We start from the raw sequence: 17,878 nt of genomic DNA on the forward strand, positions 1-17,878 counted from the left end.
GCAAGGATGGAGCTATCCGAGATCGTGTCGCTCGCGGGCGGGGTCGTAGAGGTGTGAGCAGGCGACGTCCGGCCGTTCACGCACACCGAGAGCGTGTCCGACGACGATCACCGCGGTGTGCTTCAGGCCCGCCGCCTCGACGCCGTCGGCGATGTCGGTGAGGGTGCCCCGCAGCACGACCTGGTTCGGCCGCGACGCGAACGCGACCACCGCGACGGGGCAATCGGCGCCGTATTCGACAGCGAGTTCCTCGGCCAGGACGCGGATGCGGGTGATCGCCAGGTGCAGGACGAGACTCGCCCGGATCCCCGCGACCCGCGCCAGCGCCTCGGTGTCGGGCATCGCCGTCGATCGGGCCTGGGTGCGGGTGAGCACGACCGTCTGCACGAGTTCGGGGACGGTCAGCTCGGTACCCAGTGCCGCGGCCGCCGCGGCGTAGGCGGGCACACCGGGTGTGACGTCCCAGGGCACGCCCGCGGCGTCGAGTCGTCGCGTCTGTTCGGTGAGCGCGGAGTACAGCGACGGGTCGCCGGAGCACAGCCGCACCGCATCGAGGCCGCGCCGGTGTGCGTCGACGAGATGCGCGGTGATCTCGTCGATGTCCAGGTGCTGCGTGTCGATCAGTTCGGCGTCGTCACGACAGTGCGAGAGGGTCTCGGCATCGAGATAGGTACCGGCATACAGCACCACCGGGACCTCGCGGAGCAGGTTCACCGCTCGCAGGGTGAGCAGGTCGGCCGCTCCGGGTCCGGATCCGACGAAATGGACGGTCATCGTTCGCCTTTCACTGCGCTCCATTGCACGATCGGTCGCTGTGCACGCCAGCCGGTGAACGTTCCGATGGGATCTGCGTGTTCGACGGACAGACGCGTGAGTTCACCACCGTGCGTCTTCCACCACTGCACGAGGACGGACTCGGTCTCCAGGGTCACCGCATGCGCGACCAGCCTACCGCCGGGAAGCAATGCTTCCCAACAGGTGTCGAGCACACTGTCACGACTTCCTCCCCCACCGACGAAGATCGCGTGGGGTGTCCCGAGACCGGAGAGCGCCTCGGGGGCTGCGCCTCGAACGACATGCACGGTCGACGGCACACCCAACGCGGCAGCGTTGCGTTCGATCGCACCGGCACGCCGTTCGTCCTTCTCGATCGCGAACGTGCGGCAACGGGGATCCGCGCGCGCCCATTCGATTCCGACGGACCCGGCACCCGCACCGACGTCCCACAGCAACTCCCCCGGTCGCGGTGCGAGCGCGCACACGGCCGCGAGACGTACTGTTCGCTTGCTGAGTTGTCCGTCGTGTTCGAACAGGGAGTCGTCGAGACCGGGCAGCACCGACAACCCGGCAGGTCCGTCGACCTCGATGCACAGCAGACTCAAGGACCGGACGCCCGTATCGGTCAGATGGGCCGCCTTCGCATCGATCCGGGACTCGTCCGCCGCACCGAGATGCGACAACACCGCGACCCGTGAGTTCCCGAAACCGGCGGCCTTCAGGAGCGTCGCAACATCCGCGACACGTGCACCGTCGACGAGGACGACGAGTTTGCGTCCGCGCGTCAGAACTCGGCGCAGAGCGTCGATCTCGCGCCCCACGACGGTCACCGTCTCGCACTCCTCCGCGGACCAACCCATGCGTGCGCGGGCCAGTGCCACCGACGAGACCGCCGGGATCACCTCCACGGCGTCGCCTCCGAGGCGCCGGATCAGTGTGGTGCCGATTCCGGAGACCAGCGGATCACCGGACGCGAGCGCGACGACGTCCTTGCCGGCGTGCCGGTCGAGGAGGTCGTCGAGCCCGGACAGGAGCGGCGACGGCCACTCCTCGCGCACCGCTCCGCAGGCAGGAACCAGATCGAGGTGGCGCCGGCCGCCGAGCAGGACCTCGGCTGCGAGAATCCGCTCCCGGACGGTGGACGGCACACCGGACCATCCGTCCGCCCCGATTCCGACAACGGTGATGCCTGTCGTCTGTCGCATCGGTCCCATGGCGGTGAACCATAGCCCAGGCACGGCGGCTACACTCGGCCGCGGCAAGGCAATCGAAGGTGCCCCTCACGGGGATAATCGGGAAGCCGGTGAGAATCCGGCACAGGCCCGCTGCGGTGACCCGGGAGTCGTCGATCATGCGCATCCGCGCAGCCACTGGACCGTCCGGTCCGGGAAGGCGATCGCACGGCGTCCGACCGGGAAGTCCGAATACCGGCCTTCGAACAGCTTGCCGCGAAGAACATCCCAGCGGGAGCCTGTGGAGGTCGAAGTGCATGTGTATCCGTTCGGCGCGGTGGTCGGTTCCGACGACCTCGCGCTGGCCCTGACCCTGTGTGCGGTGTCGCCGTCGATCGGCGGTGTGCTGGTGCGTGGAGAGAAGGGCACCGCGAAATCGACGACGGTGCGTGCCCACGCCGCACTGTTGCCGCCGGTCACCGTCGTGGACGAGTGCCGGTTCTCGTGCGATCCGGACGCTCCCGATCCGTCCTGTCCGGACGGTCCTCATCCGGCCGATACGGTCTCGCATGTCCGGCCGGTTCGGCTGGTGGAACTGCCCGTCGGCGCGGCGGAGGATCGCGTCACGGGAGCGTTGCATCTCGGCAAGGCGCTGGCCGACCGCACGGCCGAATACGAGCCCGGTCTTCTGGCTCTGGCCCACCGCGGTGTGCTGTACGTCGACGAGGTCAATCTCCTGCACGACCACCTGGTCGACCTGCTGCTCGACGCCGCGGCGATGGGTCGCTCGACCGTCGAACGTGACGGGGTCTCCGTCGAGCACGCCTCCCGATTCGTGCTGGTCGGGACGATGAATCCCGAGGAGGGTGAGCTTCGCCCGCAGTTGCTCGACCGCTTCGGACTCGCGGTGGACGTGGCCGCGCCGCGCGACCCGCACGTGCGCGCCGAGATCGTGCGGCGGCGTATGGCCTTCGACGCCGACCCGGCCGGATTCACCGCGCGGTGGGCGGAGCGCGATGCCGAGTGGTCGCGCCGCGTCGTCTCCGCCCGTGAACTCGCCGCACAGGTCGTGCTGAGCGACGACGCGCTGGTCTCGATCGCCGAGGTGTGCGCGGCCTTCGACGTGGACGGCATGCGCGCCGATCTGGTCACCGCCCGCACGGCGATCGCACACGCGGCCTGGCACGACCGCCGCGAGGTGACACGTGAGGACATTGCGGCAGCGGCCCGACTCGCCCTGCCGCACCGTCGGCGCCGCAACCCCTTCGACGCCCCCACCAGCAGCGACGATCTGCTCGACGAACTGCTCGGCGGAGACGATCCCGATCCCGGCCCCGACGACGATCCCGGTGGTGGCGAGAGCGCACCCGACGACTCGGCGGCGGAAACGTCCTCCGGCTCGGGTGATCGGTCGTCCACCGGCCTGGCATCAGCATCGGATCCGTTTCGCGCCACAGTGTTCTCCGTCGATCGGGTCGGGCGCGGAGCGGCCGGTCGCCGGTCGCGGGCGGTCACCACGATCGGCCGCACCGTAGGCAGTCGCCGAGGCGATTCCGGTCCCGTCCACCTCCCCGCCACGATCCGCGCGACCGCCTTCGCCGATCGGGATCGGCAGGTGCGCCGCAAGATCATCGAAGGTCGTGAGACCAATCTCGTCCTGCTCTGCGTCGACGCATCCGGGTCGATGGCCGCACGCAACCGGATGGTGCAGGTCAAGACCGCTGTCCTGTCGTTGCTGCTCGACGCCTACCGCCGTCGCGACACCGTCGGCCTCGTGACCTTCCGGGGAACCGGCGCGACCCTCGCACTCCCGCCGACGAATTCGGTGGACGTGGCCGCCGCACGACTACGAGAACTCCCCGCCGGTGGGCGGACCCCACTGGCCGAGGGCCTGATCGAAGCGGCCGCCACCATACGGCGCCATTCGCTGCGGGATCCACGTCGACGCGCCCTGCTCGTCGTGGTCACCGACGGTCGCGCCACCGCCGGACCGAACGCTGTGCAGCGCTCGCTCGACGCCGCAGACGCCATTGCCGCACACGGGATCTCCTCCGTGGTAGTGGATTCCGAGACGGGCCGGTTCCGGATGGGTCTGGCAGCCCGTTTGGCCGAACACCTCGGCGCCGAATACGTGCCCGTCGGCGAGGTCGATGCCGACGCACTGACCGGAATCGTTCGGGAGAGGGCCGCCTGATGCCGAAGGGACAACCCACCGTCGTACCCGACGACGGTCTCACGACTCGCCAGCGCCGCAACCGGCCGCTGCTGATGGTCAACACCGGCGACGGAAAAGGAAAGTCCACGGCCGCTTTCGGTCTCGCGCTGCGGGGCTGGAACCAGGGTTGGTCGGTCGCCGTCTTCCAGTTCGTCAAGTCCGCCAAGTGGCGACTCGGCGAGCAGACCGCTTTCGAGACCCTGGCCGATCTGCACGACGAGCGCGGCACCGGTGGGCCGATCGAGTGGCACAAGATGGGTTCCGGCTGGTCGTGGTCGCGTAAGGACGGCACCGAGGAGGACCACGCCGCCGATGCCCTCGCCGGGTGGCGCGAGATCCAGAGACGCCTCGCCGCGGAGCAGCACGGCCTGTACGTGCTGGACGAGTTCACCTATCCGATCGCCTGGGGCTGGGTCGACATCGACGAGGTCGTCGATACGCTGACCTCACGGCCGGGACGCCAGCACGTCATGATCACGGGGCGGCGGGCGCACCCGAAACTCGTCGAGGTCGCCGACCTGGTGACGGAGATGACGAAGGTCAAGCATCCGATGGATGCGGGACAGAAGGGCCAGCGAGGGATCGAGTGGTGAGAGTTCCACGTGTAGTCGTCGCCGCACCGGGATCCGGGCACGGGAAGACCACCGTCGCCACGGGTCTCATGGCGGCACTGCGCCGCGCCGGCCACATCGTGTCGGGCCACAAGATCGGTCCCGACTACATCGATCCCGGCTACCACTCGCTCGCCACCGACCGACCCGGCCGCAACCTCGACCCGCATCTCGTCGGCGAGGACCTCGTCGCTCCCCTGTTCCTGCACGGCGCCGCCGGTGCGGATATCGCTGTGATCGAAGGGGTCATGGGGTTGTACGACGGGATGATCGGCACCGACGGGTACGCGTCCACCGCCCACACCGCGGCCCTGCTGTCCGCACCGGTGATCCTCGTCGTCGACGTCTCGCACGCCTCCCGGTCGATCGCGGCGATCGTGCACGGCATGGCGTCCTACGACCGCGGCACGCGGATCGCCGGCGTGATCCTGAACAAGGCCGGATCGCAGCGACATTCGGACGAGGTGATCCGCGCACTCGAACCGACCGGCATCCCGGTGATCGGCGTGCTCGGCCGCGACGACGGCATCACCGTTCCGTCGCGCCATCTCGGCCTGGTGCCCGCCGAGGAACGCGACGAAGCAACTGCGCAGGTGGATCGGCTCGCCGTGCGGATCGCCGAGCGCATCGATCTCACCGAGATCCTCGGTATCGCCTCGGCAGCACCCGACCTGCCGGCAACACCGTGGTCACCGGGCACGCCCACCGAGGACGGACCCGTGATCGCCGTCGCCGGAGGCCGCGCCTTCACCTTCCGCTACACCGAGACCGAAGAACTTCTGCGCGCACACGGATGCCGACCGGTGTCGTTCGATCCTCTGCGCGACGGACGGCTGCCTGCCGGCACCGCGGGGATCTATCTCGGCGGCGGGTTCCCCGAGGTGCATGCCGCCGACCTCGCCGCGAATCTCCCCCTGCGCGCGCACCTGCGCGCCGCGATCGCGGCGGGAGTTCCGACCGTCGCCGAGTGCGCCGGTCTGCTCTATCTGGGGCGGGAGGTCGACGGGCACGAGATGGTCGGCGCCCTCGACACCTCGGCACGGATGACGCCGCGCCTGACCCTCGGCTACCGCACCGCGATCGCACCGCAGGACACCCTGCTCGCCCCCGCCGGCACCCGCGTCACCGGCCACGAATTCCACCGCACCGCGATCGATCCCGGTTCGTCTCCCGCGTGGCTGCTCGACGGCCGGCCGGACGGCGTCGCGACCGCGACGGTGCACGCGTCGTACCTGCACACGCACTGGGCGGGACATCCCGATCTCGCTCGACGTTTCGCGGACGCCGCGCGGGCGGCGGAGCCCGCACCCGAACCCACTTCGGCACCGGCACGTCGTCGAACACACGAACCCGACCTGCACCATCACGGCGACCGTGACGCGACCGAAGGGCTGGTCGACCTCGCCGTCAACGTCTCTCGTCGACCGCGACCGGCATGGCTCGACGACGCCCTGCGTGCCTCGCTGGACGATCTCGCCCGGTATCCCGACCCGAGCGATGCACGCGCCACCCTCGCCGATCGTCACGGCCGCAGCAACGACGAGGTCCTCCCGACGTCCGGGGGCGCAGAAGCGTTCACGCTGGTCGCCAGGGCCCGAGCGTGGCGGAAGCCGGTGGTGGTGCATCCGCAGTTCACCGAACCCGAGGCGGCACTGCTGGCCGCCGGGCATCGCGTCACGCGGGTCGTGTTGCGCCGCGACGACGGGTTCGTCCTCGATCCGGGTACGGTCCCGGAGGATGCCGACCTGGTGATCGTCGGCAATCCGACGAATCCCACCTCGGTCCTGCACCCGGCCGACACGCTCCTGGCGCTGACCCGGCCGGGACGGGTGGTCGTGGTCGACGAGGCGTTCATGGACGCCGTTGCCGGCGAAACCGAATCGTTGACGGGACGATTCGTCCCGGGACTGGTGGTGCTGCGGTCGCTCACCAAGACGTGGGCGATCCCGGGCCTACGAGCCGGATACGTGGTCGGCGACGCCGCAGTGCTCGTGGATCTCGCCGCGCAGCAACCGCCCTGGTCGGTGTCCACTCCCGCAGCGGCCGCGATGATCGCGTGTGCATCCGGTCGCGCAGTATGCGAGACCGACGTGATCGCGCGGAAGATCGCCACCGACAGGGCGGTTCTCGTCGACGCCCTCACCGGACTCGGGATCCGCCTGGTCTCCCCCGCGACGGCCCCGTTCGTGCTGGCGTCCGTTCCCGAAGGAACGCGGGAGAGATTGCAGGAGAAGGGCTTCGCACTGCGTCGCGGCGACACCTTTCCCGGTCTCGGTGACGACTGGGTGCGGATCGCGGTGCGCGACGCGGCGACCACGGCGGCACTCGTCGAGGCGTGGAGAACGATCCTGTGAAGCACAGGGCACTCGGACTGGCGCTCGGCTACGCCGCCGACCAACTCGTCGGCGACCCGCAGCGGTGGCATCCCGTGAGCGGCTTCGGGAAGTTGGCGCGCGCCGCCGAGGGCCGGTTGTATGCCGACCACCGCGCCGCCGGGGTGGTGTTCACCTCACTGCTGGTCGGCTCTGCCGGAGCGCTGGGATACGTCGCCGACCGCGCGACCCGCCGTCGCCCGGTACTGTCCATCGCGGTCACGGCGCTGACCACATGGACCGTGCTCGGCGGCCGCTCCCTCGGATTCGAGGCCCGGACGATCGACGCCCAACTCCGCGACGGTGATCTCGCCGCGGCGCGGCGGCAGGTGACCCACCTGGTGGGCCGTGACCCGTCTCGGCTCGACGAGAACGGGATCGCCCGCGCCACGATCGAGTCGGTCGCCGAGAACACCTCCGACGCCGTCGTCGCGCCGCTGTGGTGGGGTGCGATCCTCGGCCCCGCCGGTCTGCTCGGCTACCGCGCCGCGAACACCCTCGACGCGCGCGTCGGGCACCGCACCCCGCGGCTCGAACGGTTCGGCTGGGCTTCGGCCCGGTTCGACGACCTGCTCAATCTCGTCCCCGCTCGCCTCACCGCCGTGCTGGCTGTCGCACTCGGTGAGGACGGCCGGGGCGCGGTCCGGGCGTGGCGCCGGGACGCCCGTCAGCATCCGAGTCCGAATGCCGGTCCGGTCGAAGCGGCGTTCGCCGGTGCTCTCGGGGTCCGGCTCGGCGGCACGAACGTCTATCACGGTGTGGTCGAGGATCGCGGCACGCTCGGCGACGGACCCGCACCGGCCCCGGAAGATATCGGCCGGACCGCGCGACTCGCCTCGAAGGTCGGAACCGGAGCCGTGGCGACCGCCATCGCTGTCGCCCTCGTCCGTCGATAACCTCCCCGATAATTCCCGCTACGACGGGAAATTCCGGCCGAGGGTGAAATTCCGGGGTGAATCCGTGTTCGTTCTGCCCGAATGCGTAACTCCGGTTACTGTTCGTGCGATTCGTATATCGGAAAACGAAATACGGAACCGTTGAGCAGGGGAAGCCGACGTGGAGGTGTCGAGATTTTTCCTTACTGTCGCGGTCGCCTGTTCTCGGAATTGTCCGATGCCCCACGTCTGGTGATCCTTCGCGGTCACCGCTTCTCGGGGAAGACGACACTTCTGCGGACATGGCTCATGACCGATCCCGAACCCCGTCGCGTCATTGCGTACGTCGGTCCGTCCACGGCGAATTCTGCCGCCGACCGTTATTGGACCCGGATATTCGATTCCGTACGCCGTTGCATCGACACCGAAGCCTCGCGCACGAGCCGGGGATTCGACGCCCTCCGCACCGCCCTGTCGACCGCGGACACAGCCGTCACCCTCGTCCTCGACGGCACGCGACTCGACGAGGACGTCGCCGAGGGCATCGGCACTCTGCTCGCCGACGAACCGACCCTGCGCATCGTCGTCGCGACCCGCACCGCGAGTTCCGTCGGTGCGGACATGCCCTCCGACACGAGGATCCTCACCTCCGACGACCTCGCCTTCACCGTCGACGAAACAGCTGCCTACCTGCGTGATGCCGGTGTTCCGCAGGAGCGGTGGGTCGTGGAGCGGATCGTTCACCGCACCGGAGGGCTACCGGCCGTGATCGGCCGTCTCCCCGCAGCCCTGTCCCCCGCTCGGATCCCCGGCGTGACGGAGACGGAGCACCTCGACCGCATCGTGGACGCGGTGACCGACTCGGTGACAGCGCGGACGATCAAGAACGAACCGCTCCTCGCACACCTGCTCCGACCGGTTCTGATGTCGGCGATGACCGACACGCTGACCTGCTCCTCCGTGGCAGGGTCGGGCGTGGACGCGCCGACGTTCGTCGCCACCCTCGAATCCCTCGGACTGGTCGAATCCGTGCCCGGGAACCCGGCCCGGGCGTACCCGGACGCCGTCCGCCGGTCGTTGTTGCGACGTGCCGTCGCCGACCTGCCGGCGGAACCGGCCAGGACCTACCTCGTGATGCCGGGGACCGACGAGCGCGGGTCGGACAATGCTGCGCAGCTCGGGCAGGTCGTCACTCTGCGGAGGGACGGACGGTTCGCCGAGGCGGCGTCGATCTGCGACGAGCTCGCGTCGAGAGCGGTGTCCTCGTCGACCGAGTCCACCGATACGACGGTCACTTCCGACGCCGCCTTCTACTTCCAGGCGGGGCTGACCTACTTCTTCGCGGTGCGTCCGCACGAGGCGATGGGCATGTTGCGCCGCGCCCGTTCCGCCAGGGCCGGGACACCCGTCGGCGACGATGCCGCTGCCGTACTCGGACTCATGCACGCCCTGCGCGGAGAAGGACCGGAGGCACGCGCGGCGCTCTCCGTCGATCGGTCGCCTCGGCGACACCACCGAGCGGGCGCACGCCTCGCGCACACCGCCGAGCAGGTCGCGGCGGTACTGCTCGCGATCGACCGACTCGAATCCGACGTCGCGCTCGACATCCTCGTCGACATCGAAGCGTCCACGGCTCCGAACGAGCTCTGGGCACTCGTCCTCTACGCACAGGGCTCGCTCGCGCTGCTCACCCGTACTCCGATGGACGGGCTGCGGCGGATCAAGGCCGAGATCCGGAGGCACCCCGAGCTCCACGCCGGGTACAACGCGGTGCTCGTCAACGCGATACGCGCCGACCTCGAACTGGCGCTGGGCGACTTCGACCGGGCGCAGAACCTCATCGCCGACTCCACCCACCTGTTCACCGCGCCCGTCCATGCCCGCCTGCGTCTGCTGACGGGCGATCCTGCCGGCAGCGAAGCGCTCGTGCACCACTACGGAACCGATCCGAACTGCACGCCCCGGCAGGCGATGGAACTCGCCGTGCTCGGTGCAGCTGCCGCATGCGCGCTCGGACGCGACACCGAGGCCCGTCCTCATCTCGACCGGGCGATCGCGCTGTCGCAGCAGACCGGGCTGTTGCGACCGTTCACCATGGTCTCGCCGCTGATGGCCCGTCACCTCGGCTCGCTGGGAGTCGCCCTGCCGACCGCCGCGGAGCCGACGGCGCTCGACACGGCCACCTACCCGAAGTCGAAACCGGTCGTGCGACTGACGCCGCGCGAGCGTGCGGTGCTCGACGGATTGATCGCGGGTCGTTCGGCACGCACCATCGCGAAGGTCGAGTTCGTCAGCGTGAACACGGTGAAGACGCAACTGCGGTCGCTGTACCGGAAGCTCGGCGTGAACTCCGGGAAGGACGCGGTGATCGCCGCGCGGCACCTCGTGCTCGACTGACGCGGTACCCGAGCGACGGGTGAGCCCGGTCGGTCCGGCCGCCTCAGGGAGTGTGCTCGACCGTGGTCATGTGGTGGTGGCCGATGCGCACCAGCTCCGACAGCACGTCGGTGTCCACGGCGGACAGCTTCGTGACGTACAGGCACGCGGCACCGCGCTTGTGCGGACCGAGGGTCGCGAGGAGCTCTTCGGCACCGGGCGCGATCGTCAACCCGTACAGCGCGAGGTTCGTCTTGCGCGGCGAGAAACCGACGGCGAGGGCGTCGCCTTCGCGTCCGCTGGCGTATCGGTAGTGGTACCGGCCGAAACCGACCATCGACGGTCCCCACATCACCGCCGGCTGCCCGGTGACGTCGTGCATCAGGTCGTGCAGTGCCCACCCGTCGGCGCGGCGTACCGGATGATCGACGGCGTCGAGGAACTCCGACACCGGACGATCGGTGGGCTGGGTCTTGTTCTCGGCCATGATCGGCACTCTTCCAGCGAGTGCCGACAGGTACCTGTCACGGCATGTCCCGCAGGTCCTCGATGCGGTGGTCGAACTCGCCCTCGGTGTCGTCGACCGCGTCCTCGAGGCGACCGTTCTCGAGCGGTCGGTACACGAAGACGGTGTTCAGGCCGACCTCGCGGGCGGCCCGCAGATCGTAGGGATGCGACGCGACCATCGCGGCCCGGGAGGGGTCGACCCCGAGATAGCGGCAGGTGCGTTCGTACAGGAAACGTTCGGGTTTGAAGGCGCCGAACAGTTCGGCCGTGAGGATGGCGTCGGCCTCGAGCTGCTGCTCGCGGAAGAGCCTGATCATCGTGGCCATGTCCGTGTTCGACAGCGTCGACACCACCGCCTGAGAACGGAGTTCCTTCAGCCCCGGCCGCACGTCCGGCCATGCCTCGAGGCGCTGCCATGCCCGCGCCGTCTCGATGCGCACGTCCTCGGGAAGGTCGATCCCGAACTGCTCGCACACGTCGCCGAGTCCGTCGACGTAGGAGTCCTGCACGCGATACCACTTCTCCACCGACTGATCGAGGCGGAGGATGCGCTCGTAGTAGTCACTCCTCCAGGCCCGCACCAGGTCGCCCACGGTCGCCGGATCGGCATAGGTACCGAGTGCCTCGGCGACCGCCCGGGTGACCGGGGTGTAGAAGTCCATCAGCGTGCCCTGCACGTCGAAGATGTACGCGTCGTATCGGCTCACGCCCTGGAGCATGCCCGCTCGCGCCGTCCCGAAACGGAGTCGCAGAACCAGCACGCCGATGTGACCCGCGTCGCATACTGGGACCGAAGCGTCGCCGCGCTCCGGGGGTACACCATGGACGACCTGGCGGAATTCCGTCACGATCTCGATCGCATCGAACACCGCGTCGCCGGTGAGGTGACCGTCGGCCGCTCGCGGGTCCGAATCCTGGCCGGGTGCGTCGCGCTGCTGGTCGTGGGCCTGCTGCTTCCCCAGGCCACCTCGGTGACGTCCCTGACGACCCTTCTGCGCTGGGACTCCGAGGCCGCCACACTCCCCCTCCGCGTCTTCGACGTCTTCGTGGTGGTGTTCGGCATCCTCGTACCGCTCGTCGCGTTGCTCCGCCGCCGGTGGGGTGCCGCGGCGATCGCGATGCTCGGCTCGGGTGCGGCGTCGATGGTGGGACTGTTCGCCGTCTGGTCGCAGGCCGGGATGGTCGCCCGCACCTCTCACGCACCGCACGTGGGGCTGTATCTGTGCTGGGCCGCGGTGATGGCGTCCACGGCGGTGTGGCTGCCCGTCGTACTCTCCACCGCTCCCCTGCGTAGCGCTCCTCCCGTCACCTCCGGGGTTCTGACTCCCCGGGACGGTCACTGATCGCACCGTTCACCGATCGACAGTGGCGCGCGTCACGCTTGCAGTGCAACACTGTAATCAGTGCAACACGCACGGTTGATCGGTGCGACACGCACCGGGTCGCGTCCCGAGGAGGACATCATGCGACATTCACACATTCACGGATTCGGACGACCGGGCGGCTGGCAACAGGCCGACGTCCCCGACGCGAGCGATGCCTCCGAGTGGTTCGCCGGCAGGCTCCCCGACGACTGGTTCACCGGCCCGCCCGACATCGAGATCGACAGAGAGGAGATCTTCGTCGTCGGCCCGCTCGGGGTACCCGACGGCACGAGCGATACCGAGATCGACGGACGTATCGCTCGATTCCGCGAGACCACCCGCGCCGATCGGATGCGCATCGCCGACGAGGCCGAGGCCCGCTACGGCCGGAAGGTGGCCTGGGGCGTGAAGGTCGGCGACCGGACCGACCTGTTCACCCACCTCGCCGTCCCGGTCATGACTCGACTGCGCCAACCCGAACGGAAGGTGCTCGACACCCTCGTCGACGCGGGTGTCGCGCGGTCCCGTTCGGACGCACTGAAGTGGACCGTCAGGCTCGTGGGGCAGCACTCGGAGCAATGGCTCCGGGAACTGCGCGAGGCGATGAAGAAGGTCGACGATCTGCGTTCCGAAGGTCCGCAGGTCTGACCTCCGCGACCCGGAGGACCCACTCCCGCGCTGCCGCCACGGACTCCACCGTGGCGACACCGCGGGGTGCCGGCGGGCGACGCACGACGATCACGCGCACACCCAGTTCGTCGGCGGCGTCGAGTTTGCCGCGAGTGAGCGAGCCACCCGAATCCTTCGTGACGAGGGTGTCGATCCTGTGGTCGAGCAGCAGCTTCCGTTCGTCACTCGCGGTGTAGGGGCCGCGTCCGAGCAGCACCGACCAAGCCTGTGGCACTTCGATCGTCGGCGGATCGACGACGCGGACGAGCACGTCGTGCGCGTCGAGCGGCCCGACGAAGCGGCCGAGGGTCTGTCGTCCCGTGCTGAGGAAGATCCTCCGGCCGGTCGCGGCAGCGCGCGCGGCGCCGTCGTGGTCGTCGACCCACGTCCACCGGCGGTGCTCGTCGTGCCAACCGGGTCGCTGCAGGCGCACGAGCAGCACGTGTGCGGCAGCGCATGCCGCGGCGGCGTTCGCGCTGATGCCCGCGGCGAACGGATGGGTGGCGTCGACGACGGCTCGGATATCGCGCTCGGTCAGGTACCGGGCGAGACCCTCTGCACCACCGAATCCACCGATGCGCACGGGGCCGACGGGCAGGCGTGGATTGCGGACCCGGCCGGCCAGGGAGGATTCGAACGCGATGTGCGTGTCGTCCAATGCTGCAGCGAGGGAACGGGCTTCCCCCGTCCCACCGAGGATGAGGACCGTCACCGAAGGGTTCCCCTCAGCACGGGCAGGGTTCGCCCGTCGGAGAGCATGGCGAGCAGAGCGTCCATGTCGAGATGTTCGTCGACGAGATCCGCGAGCGCCTCGATGCGAGCCTCGCGTGCGGCCGGGAAACTCACTTCCCCGGCGCGGATCTCGCAGCCCATCCCTGCGGCGACCTCACGCAGCCACGCCCACCGTAGGGCGTCCCCTTCGAGGGCGCCGTGCCACATGGTGCCGAACACCGATCCTTCGCGGGTGCCGCCGAGGAAATCGGTGCCCCCGTCGACGATGATGCGTCCGTGGTGGATCTCGTAACCGGAGGCGGCCACACCCAACGCGGTGCCCCTCGGCAACCGGAGAACCTTCTCGCGTCCGAATGCGGTTCGCACCGGGAGCAATCCGAGACCCGCAGCGCTTGCGCCGGGCAACCCCTCGACGCCGTGCGGGTCGTCGATCTGCGTGCCGAGCATCTGGAATCCGCCGCAGATACCGAGGATCGTTCCACCCCGGCGGGCGTGCTCGACGATCGCGGTGTCGAGTCCTCGCGAGCGCAGCCACGCGAGATCCGCGAGGGTTGCGCGTGTTCCGGGCACGATCACCACGTCGGCACCGGCGAGCGCTCGCGGGTCCTCGACGAAGCGGACCCGCACATCCGGTTCGAGGCACAACGCATCGACATCGGTGAAATTGCTGACGCGCGGCAGCATCACGACGGCGATGCTCAGTGCACCGTCACCGTCGTGCACGGGGCGGGAGGTGAGGGCGAGCGAATCCTCGGAGTCGAGCCACAGGTCGCGTTGCCACGGCAGCACACCGAGTACAGGGCGGCCGGTGAGTCGTTCGAGCGAGTCGAGTCCGGGCTTCAGGAGTGAGACGTCGCCACGGAACTTGTTGATCACGAAACCGCGGATCAACTGCTGATCCGCCGCGTCGAGCAGGGCGAGCGTCCCGTACATCGAGGCGAAGACACCACCGCGGTCGATGTCGCCGACGATGACGGTCGGCATCGAACCGTGTTGCGCCAGTCCCATGTTCACGTAGTCGTGGTCGCGCAGATTGATCTCGGCCGCACTGCCGGCACCTTCGCACACCACCACGTCGAATCTGCGGCGGAGGTCATCGAAGGTGCCGAACGCCGCATCGGCGAGATGCTGTCGCCCACCGGCGAACTCGCCTGCCTCCAACGCTCCGGCAGGTCGCCCGAGAACCACGACGTGGCTGCGCCGGTCGCTGCCGGGCTTGAGCAGCACCGGGTTCATCGCGGCCTCGGGGATCGCGCGTGCTGCCACCGCCTGGATCCACTGGGCGCGCCCGATCTCCGCGCCCTCACTCGTCACCATCGAATTGTTCGACATGTTCTGCGCCTTGAACGGCGCGACCCGAAGGCCGCGCCGCGACAAGGATCGGCAGATCCCGGTGACGACCACGGATTTCCCTGCATCCGAGGTCGTTCCGGCGACGAGCAGACCCGAACCCATGTCGTCAGGCCGAGATCATCACACGACGGGACGCGCGTTCGGTGAGATACGCGAAGACCACACCGAGCGCCGCCCACAGGGTGAGCTGCACGGTGAACGACGCGACCCGGAACTCCCACAGCAGTGTCGCGGGGAATCCCTCGTCCACCTCGTCGATTCTCGGCAGGGCGAGATATCCGAGTCCCACCACGACGAGGAATGCGACCGCCGGTCCGGCGATACGGACGGTGTGGAGATCCTGGGCCGCCAGGGCCTTCGCCACCGCGACGGCCACGGCGATCGCGACGAGCCCGAGAACCACCGAGGCGAGCCACAGCAGGGTGCGTTGATCGATCGTGTCGGGATCACCGACGGCCGGCGGGTTCGCCGGGTACTTCACGAACGGGACTGCCTCGACGGCGAGCCACGCCCCGGCCGCTCCGAACAATCCGAGTTTCCACCCCGGCATGTCGGTGAGGCGACGCGCGAAGTGCAGCACCGATGCGTAGAGAGCGCCGAGTGCGAGACCCGCGAGGATCGTCGCGAGGAACAGCCCGGCCTTCTGACCGGTTCGGCCGACGAGCGCGTCGTCGCCGTGACTGTGACCGTGGGATTCTTCGGCGGTCGCAGCGTGATCGTGGTCGTGCGAATGCGCCTCGCCGGCAGCTTCTTCGAGCGCGATCGCCGATTCGATGTGGGGTTCGCCGACGACGAAGGCGACACCGCCGGCGAGCAGACCCGCGACGAGTCCGGCGAGCAGGCCCCGCAACAGCAGGTGGAGGTAGGTTCCGGGCATCATGGTCCCCGTTCTCAATGGCACGGGAGACCGAGGAGGTGCCGGCCGTCGTGCATCAACTCGTGCATGAACATGCCGGTGCGCGAGATCGCGCCCTGATCGAATCCGACCAGGTAGAGAACGAGAAATGCCGCGACGATCACTGCGGCGAGAGCGACTGCGAGTGCGGCGGAGCCGAGCGACTCGTCGGGGGTATGGACAACAGCCATGACAATCCTCCTGGGATTTCGCGTCCCATTCGATTCCGTCATGCGCCGCGGGAGTTTTCTGGCTTCCGGAGATTTCGACGTCTCCGGTTACAGTGGCGCGACCGCTCCGGTTTCCCACCGGATTGCCTACACCTCGGCACATCTTTACCGACGAACCTTCGCACCGCGCGGTCTGCGATGTCAAGCGGAGAGGACGCACCTGCCGTGACCCGATTGTTCTTCGTCGCACACGCTTCCACGCGTGCGACGGAGAAGGCCCGATTCCCGTGCGACGAGCCGATCTCCGAACGAGGCCGACGCGAACTCGGACGCGTCACCGTGCCGGTCGTCGACCGGTGGGTGTGTGCACCGGAGCGACGCGCGGTCGACACGGTGCACGCCTTCGGTCTCCTCGCCGAGATCGACCCGGCACTGCGCGAGCTCGACTACGGCATGTGGTGCGGGGCGGGGTTGGACGAACTGCCCGAGAGCGACCTGGCGATGTGGCTGACCGAGCCGGCGGCAGCACCGCACGGCGGCGAGTCCGTCGAGGACCTCATCCGCAGGGTCGGCACCTGGCTGGCTGCACGGGACGACGGCTACGAACGTGTCGGGGTGGTGACACACCCGGCGGTCGTGCGGGCCGCAACGGTGTGCGCCCTCGACGCTCCGGCATCGTCGTTCCGCAGGGTCGACGTGGGACCGCTCGACGTCGTTCGGCTCTACGGTGGGCCGGATCGGTGGACGTTGCGTCCGAACCGATTCGCGCGGTGAGCTACCAGGTGACGTCCTTCTCGCACTGCTTGCCGTCGACCGTCGACTCCACCTGGACGGTGGCGTGCTCGAGTCCGTGCGACGACAGCGCGGTGCGCGCCGAGTCGAGGATCCACTGCGGGTCGTGGTCGCTGACGAGATGCACGGTGGCGACGTCCATGCCGGTGGTCAGCGTCCACACGTGCAGGTCGTGCACGCCGCACACGCCGGGCAGCGCGAGCAGGTCGGTGCGCAGGAGATCGACGTCGAGATGCGCGGGCGAGGTCTGCGTGAGGATGCGCAGCGACTCGGCGGCCAGTCGCAGGGCGCGCGGCACGACCCACAGGGAGATGAGCACACCGACGACGACGTCGGCCAGGCTCCACCCGAAGATCATGACGAGTGCGCCCGCGATGAGGACCCCGACGGATCCGACGGCGTCGGCCAGCACTTCCATGTAGGCACCGCGCACCGCGATGCTGTCCTTCGCGTCGGCCCGGAGCATGAGCATCACGACGATGTTGGCGGCCAGTCCCGCGAGGGCGGTGATGATCATGGGCAGGCCGGGAAGTTCGGGGGCGTCGCCGATGCGATTGATCGCCTCGTAGAAGACCCAGCCGGCGACGCCGAGCAGCAGCACCGCGTTGACCATCGCGGTGAGGACTTCGGCGCGGTGCCACCCGAAGGTGCGCGACGCCGCGCTGCTCCCTCGTCGGGCGAGGATGAGGGCGACCATGCCCATGGACACCCCGACGACGTCGGTGAGCATGTGGCCCGCGTCGGCGAGCAGGGCGAGGGAGCCGATCAGGAGACCGACGAGCGCCTCGAGTACGAAGAACGCTCCGAGGATGCCCAGCGCGAAGGCCATGCGCCGGATGACGGCACGCGTGGGACCGGCGCCCTGACCGTGACCGTGGCCGACGCCGTGTGAGTGCCCGTGACCCGAACCCATCGAACTCCCTCTCCGAACTTCGGGCCATCGTATGCACGAATGCGCATATGTTTCAACGGCGACGTGCCCGGCGGGGTCGGAGAGG

Annotated in this window: 17 protein-coding genes and 2 riboswitches; of the genes, 8 read left to right on the forward strand and 9 right to left on the reverse strand. The window is 69.1% G+C overall.

What is annotated here, in order from left to right; genetic code table 11:
* Window positions 1–12: 12 nt before the first annotated feature.
* Both U9J23_RS19195 and cbiE read right to left on the reverse strand, forming a co-directional pair.
* Window positions 13–774 carry a cobalt-precorrin-4/precorrin-4 C(11)-methyltransferase gene (locus U9J23_RS19195; protein ID WP_085469053.1) on the reverse strand — a complete coding sequence of 254 codons (762 nt, stop codon included), beginning with the start codon at window positions 772–774 and terminating at the stop codon, window positions 13–15.
* The gene (gene cbiE, locus U9J23_RS19200) at window positions 771–1,991 is read right to left on the reverse strand and encodes a precorrin-6y C5,15-methyltransferase (decarboxylating) subunit CbiE (RefSeq protein ID WP_085469054.1); all 1,221 of its coding nucleotides are present in this window, start codon (window positions 1,989–1,991) and stop codon (window positions 771–773) included. Before cbiE ends, U9J23_RS19195 begins: the two co-directional genes overlap by 4 nt.
* A 40-nt stretch (window positions 1,992–2,031) precedes the next feature.
* Window positions 2,032–2,227: riboswitch (cobalamin riboswitch) on the forward strand.
* 23 nt (window positions 2,228–2,250) lie between these two features.
* On the opposite strand from cbiE, the gene U9J23_RS19205 reads away from it, so the two are divergent.
* From U9J23_RS19205 to U9J23_RS19225, 5 genes are all read left to right on the forward strand, one after another.
* Window positions 2,251–4,143, forward strand: a complete 1,893-nt coding sequence (locus U9J23_RS19205; RefSeq protein ID WP_085469055.1) for a VWA domain-containing protein — start codon at window positions 2,251–2,253, stop codon at window positions 4,141–4,143.
* Window positions 4,143–4,757, forward strand: coding sequence for a cob(I)yrinic acid a,c-diamide adenosyltransferase (gene cobO / locus U9J23_RS19210; RefSeq protein ID WP_085469056.1), 615 nt, complete (start codon window positions 4,143–4,145; stop codon window positions 4,755–4,757). Before U9J23_RS19205 ends, cobO begins: the two co-directional genes overlap by 1 nt.
* Window positions 4,754–7,129, forward strand: a complete 2,376-nt coding sequence (locus tag U9J23_RS19215; protein WP_145707747.1) for a cobyrinate a,c-diamide synthase — start codon at window positions 4,754–4,756, stop codon at window positions 7,127–7,129. The genes cobO and U9J23_RS19215 overlap by 4 nt, the downstream gene beginning before the upstream one ends.
* Window positions 7,126–8,043, forward strand: a complete 918-nt coding sequence (locus tag U9J23_RS19220; RefSeq protein WP_085469057.1) for a cobalamin biosynthesis protein — start codon at window positions 7,126–7,128, stop codon at window positions 8,041–8,043. Before U9J23_RS19215 ends, U9J23_RS19220 begins: the two co-directional genes overlap by 4 nt.
* Window positions 8,044–8,331: 288 nt before the next feature.
* Window positions 8,332–10,419, forward strand: a complete 2,088-nt coding sequence (locus U9J23_RS19225; protein ID WP_326599833.1) for a helix-turn-helix transcriptional regulator — start codon at window positions 8,332–8,334, stop codon at window positions 10,417–10,419.
* Between the two features lie 43 nt (window positions 10,420–10,462).
* On the opposite strand, the gene U9J23_RS19230 is transcribed toward U9J23_RS19225, so the two are convergent.
* Window positions 10,463–10,885, reverse strand: coding sequence for a DUF1801 domain-containing protein (locus U9J23_RS19230; protein ID WP_059384657.1), 423 nt, complete (start codon window positions 10,883–10,885; stop codon window positions 10,463–10,465).
* Between the two features lie 37 nt (window positions 10,886–10,922).
* Window positions 10,923–11,624 carry a haloacid dehalogenase type II gene (locus tag U9J23_RS19235; RefSeq protein WP_059384658.1) on the reverse strand — a complete coding sequence of 234 codons (702 nt, stop codon included), beginning with the start codon at window positions 11,622–11,624 and terminating at the stop codon, window positions 10,923–10,925.
* A 48-nt stretch (window positions 11,625–11,672) separates the two neighbouring features.
* Here U9J23_RS19235 and U9J23_RS19240 point away from each other — a divergent pair, with 48 nt between their 5' ends.
* Together U9J23_RS19240 and U9J23_RS19245 are read left to right on the forward strand one after the other, a co-directional pair.
* The gene (locus U9J23_RS19240; RefSeq protein WP_229579518.1) at window positions 11,673–12,248 is read left to right on the forward strand and encodes an Rv2732c family membrane protein; all 576 of its coding nucleotides are present in this window, start codon (window positions 11,673–11,675) and stop codon (window positions 12,246–12,248) included.
* A gap of 120 nt (window positions 12,249–12,368) precedes the next feature.
* On the forward strand, window positions 12,369–12,917 hold the full coding sequence (locus tag U9J23_RS19245; protein WP_059384660.1) for a hypothetical protein: 549 nt from the start codon (window positions 12,369–12,371) through the stop codon (window positions 12,915–12,917).
* On the opposite strand, the gene U9J23_RS19250 is transcribed toward U9J23_RS19245, so the two are convergent.
* From U9J23_RS19250 to U9J23_RS19265, 4 genes are read right to left on the reverse strand one after another with little or no spacing between them, the layout of a single operon-like run.
* Window positions 12,820–13,650, reverse strand: a complete 831-nt coding sequence (locus tag U9J23_RS19250) for a cobalt-precorrin-6A reductase (protein WP_059384630.1) — start codon at window positions 13,648–13,650, stop codon at window positions 12,820–12,822. The two genes, U9J23_RS19245 and U9J23_RS19250, sit on opposite strands and share 98 nt — an antisense overlap.
* Window positions 13,647–15,125: a cobyric acid synthase gene (locus U9J23_RS19255; RefSeq protein WP_085469061.1), complete on the reverse strand. Its 1,479-nt coding sequence runs from the start codon at window positions 15,123–15,125 to the stop codon at window positions 13,647–13,649. The genes U9J23_RS19250 and U9J23_RS19255 overlap by 4 nt, the downstream gene beginning before the upstream one ends.
* 4 nt (window positions 15,126–15,129) lie before the next feature.
* Window positions 15,130–15,900 carry a CbtA family protein gene (locus U9J23_RS19260; protein WP_095092103.1) on the reverse strand — a complete coding sequence of 257 codons (771 nt, stop codon included), beginning with the start codon at window positions 15,898–15,900 and terminating at the stop codon, window positions 15,130–15,132.
* Between the two features lie 14 nt (window positions 15,901–15,914).
* A complete protein-coding gene (locus U9J23_RS19265; protein ID WP_006552982.1) occupies window positions 15,915–16,109 on the reverse strand; it encodes a CbtB domain-containing protein in 195 nt (64 codons plus the stop codon).
* A gap of 32 nt (window positions 16,110–16,141) precedes the next feature.
* Window positions 16,142–16,260, reverse strand: a riboswitch (cobalamin riboswitch).
* A 53-nt stretch (window positions 16,261–16,313) separates the two neighbouring features.
* On the opposite strand from U9J23_RS19265, the gene U9J23_RS19270 reads away from it, so the two are divergent.
* Complete coding sequence (locus U9J23_RS19270; RefSeq protein WP_064059936.1) at window positions 16,314–16,862, forward strand: histidine phosphatase family protein; 549 nt, start codon at window positions 16,314–16,316, stop codon at window positions 16,860–16,862.
* 1 nt (window position 16,863) lies between these two features.
* On the opposite strand, the gene U9J23_RS19275 is transcribed toward U9J23_RS19270, so the two are convergent.
* A complete protein-coding gene (locus U9J23_RS19275; protein ID WP_059384634.1) occupies window positions 16,864–17,793 on the reverse strand; it encodes a cation diffusion facilitator family transporter in 930 nt (309 codons plus the stop codon).
* Window positions 17,794–17,878 lie beyond the last annotated feature (85 nt).

This window comes from Rhodococcus sp. PD04, from assembly GCF_035918275.1.
Taxonomy (GTDB): Bacteria; Actinomycetota; Actinomycetes; order Mycobacteriales; family Mycobacteriaceae; genus Rhodococcus; species Rhodococcus rhodochrous.

Excerpts from the sequence above, each read along its gene's own strand:
- U9J23_RS19195 (WP_085469053.1), bottom strand. The coding sequence starts at position 774 with ATGACCGTCCATTTCGTCGGATCCGGACCCGGAGCGGCCGACCTGCTC.
- cbiE (WP_085469054.1), bottom strand. The coding sequence starts at position 1,991 with ATGGGACCGATGCGACAGACGACAGGCATCACCGTTGTCGGAATCGGG.
- cobO (WP_085469056.1), top strand. The coding sequence starts at position 4,143 with ATGCCGAAGGGACAACCCACCGTCGTACCCGACGACGGTCTCACGACT.
- U9J23_RS19225 (WP_326599833.1), top strand. The coding sequence starts at position 8,332 with ATGACCGATCCCGAACCCCGTCGCGTCATTGCGTACGTCGGTCCGTCC.
- U9J23_RS19230 (WP_059384657.1), bottom strand. The coding sequence starts at position 10,885 with ATGGCCGAGAACAAGACCCAGCCCACCGATCGTCCGGTGTCGGAGTTC.
- U9J23_RS19235 (WP_059384658.1), bottom strand. The coding sequence starts at position 11,624 with ATGCTCCAGGGCGTGAGCCGATACGACGCGTACATCTTCGACGTGCAG.
- U9J23_RS19245 (WP_059384660.1), top strand. The coding sequence starts at position 12,369 with ATGCGACATTCACACATTCACGGATTCGGACGACCGGGCGGCTGGCAA.
- U9J23_RS19255 (WP_085469061.1), bottom strand. The coding sequence starts at position 15,125 with ATGGGTTCGGGTCTGCTCGTCGCCGGAACGACCTCGGATGCAGGGAAA.
- U9J23_RS19260 (WP_095092103.1), bottom strand. The coding sequence starts at position 15,900 with ATGCCCGGAACCTACCTCCACCTGCTGTTGCGGGGCCTGCTCGCCGGA.
- U9J23_RS19265 (WP_006552982.1), bottom strand. The coding sequence starts at position 16,109 with ATGGCTGTTGTCCATACCCCCGACGAGTCGCTCGGCTCCGCCGCACTC.
- U9J23_RS19275 (WP_059384634.1), bottom strand. The coding sequence starts at position 17,793 with ATGGGTTCGGGTCACGGGCACTCACACGGCGTCGGCCACGGTCACGGT.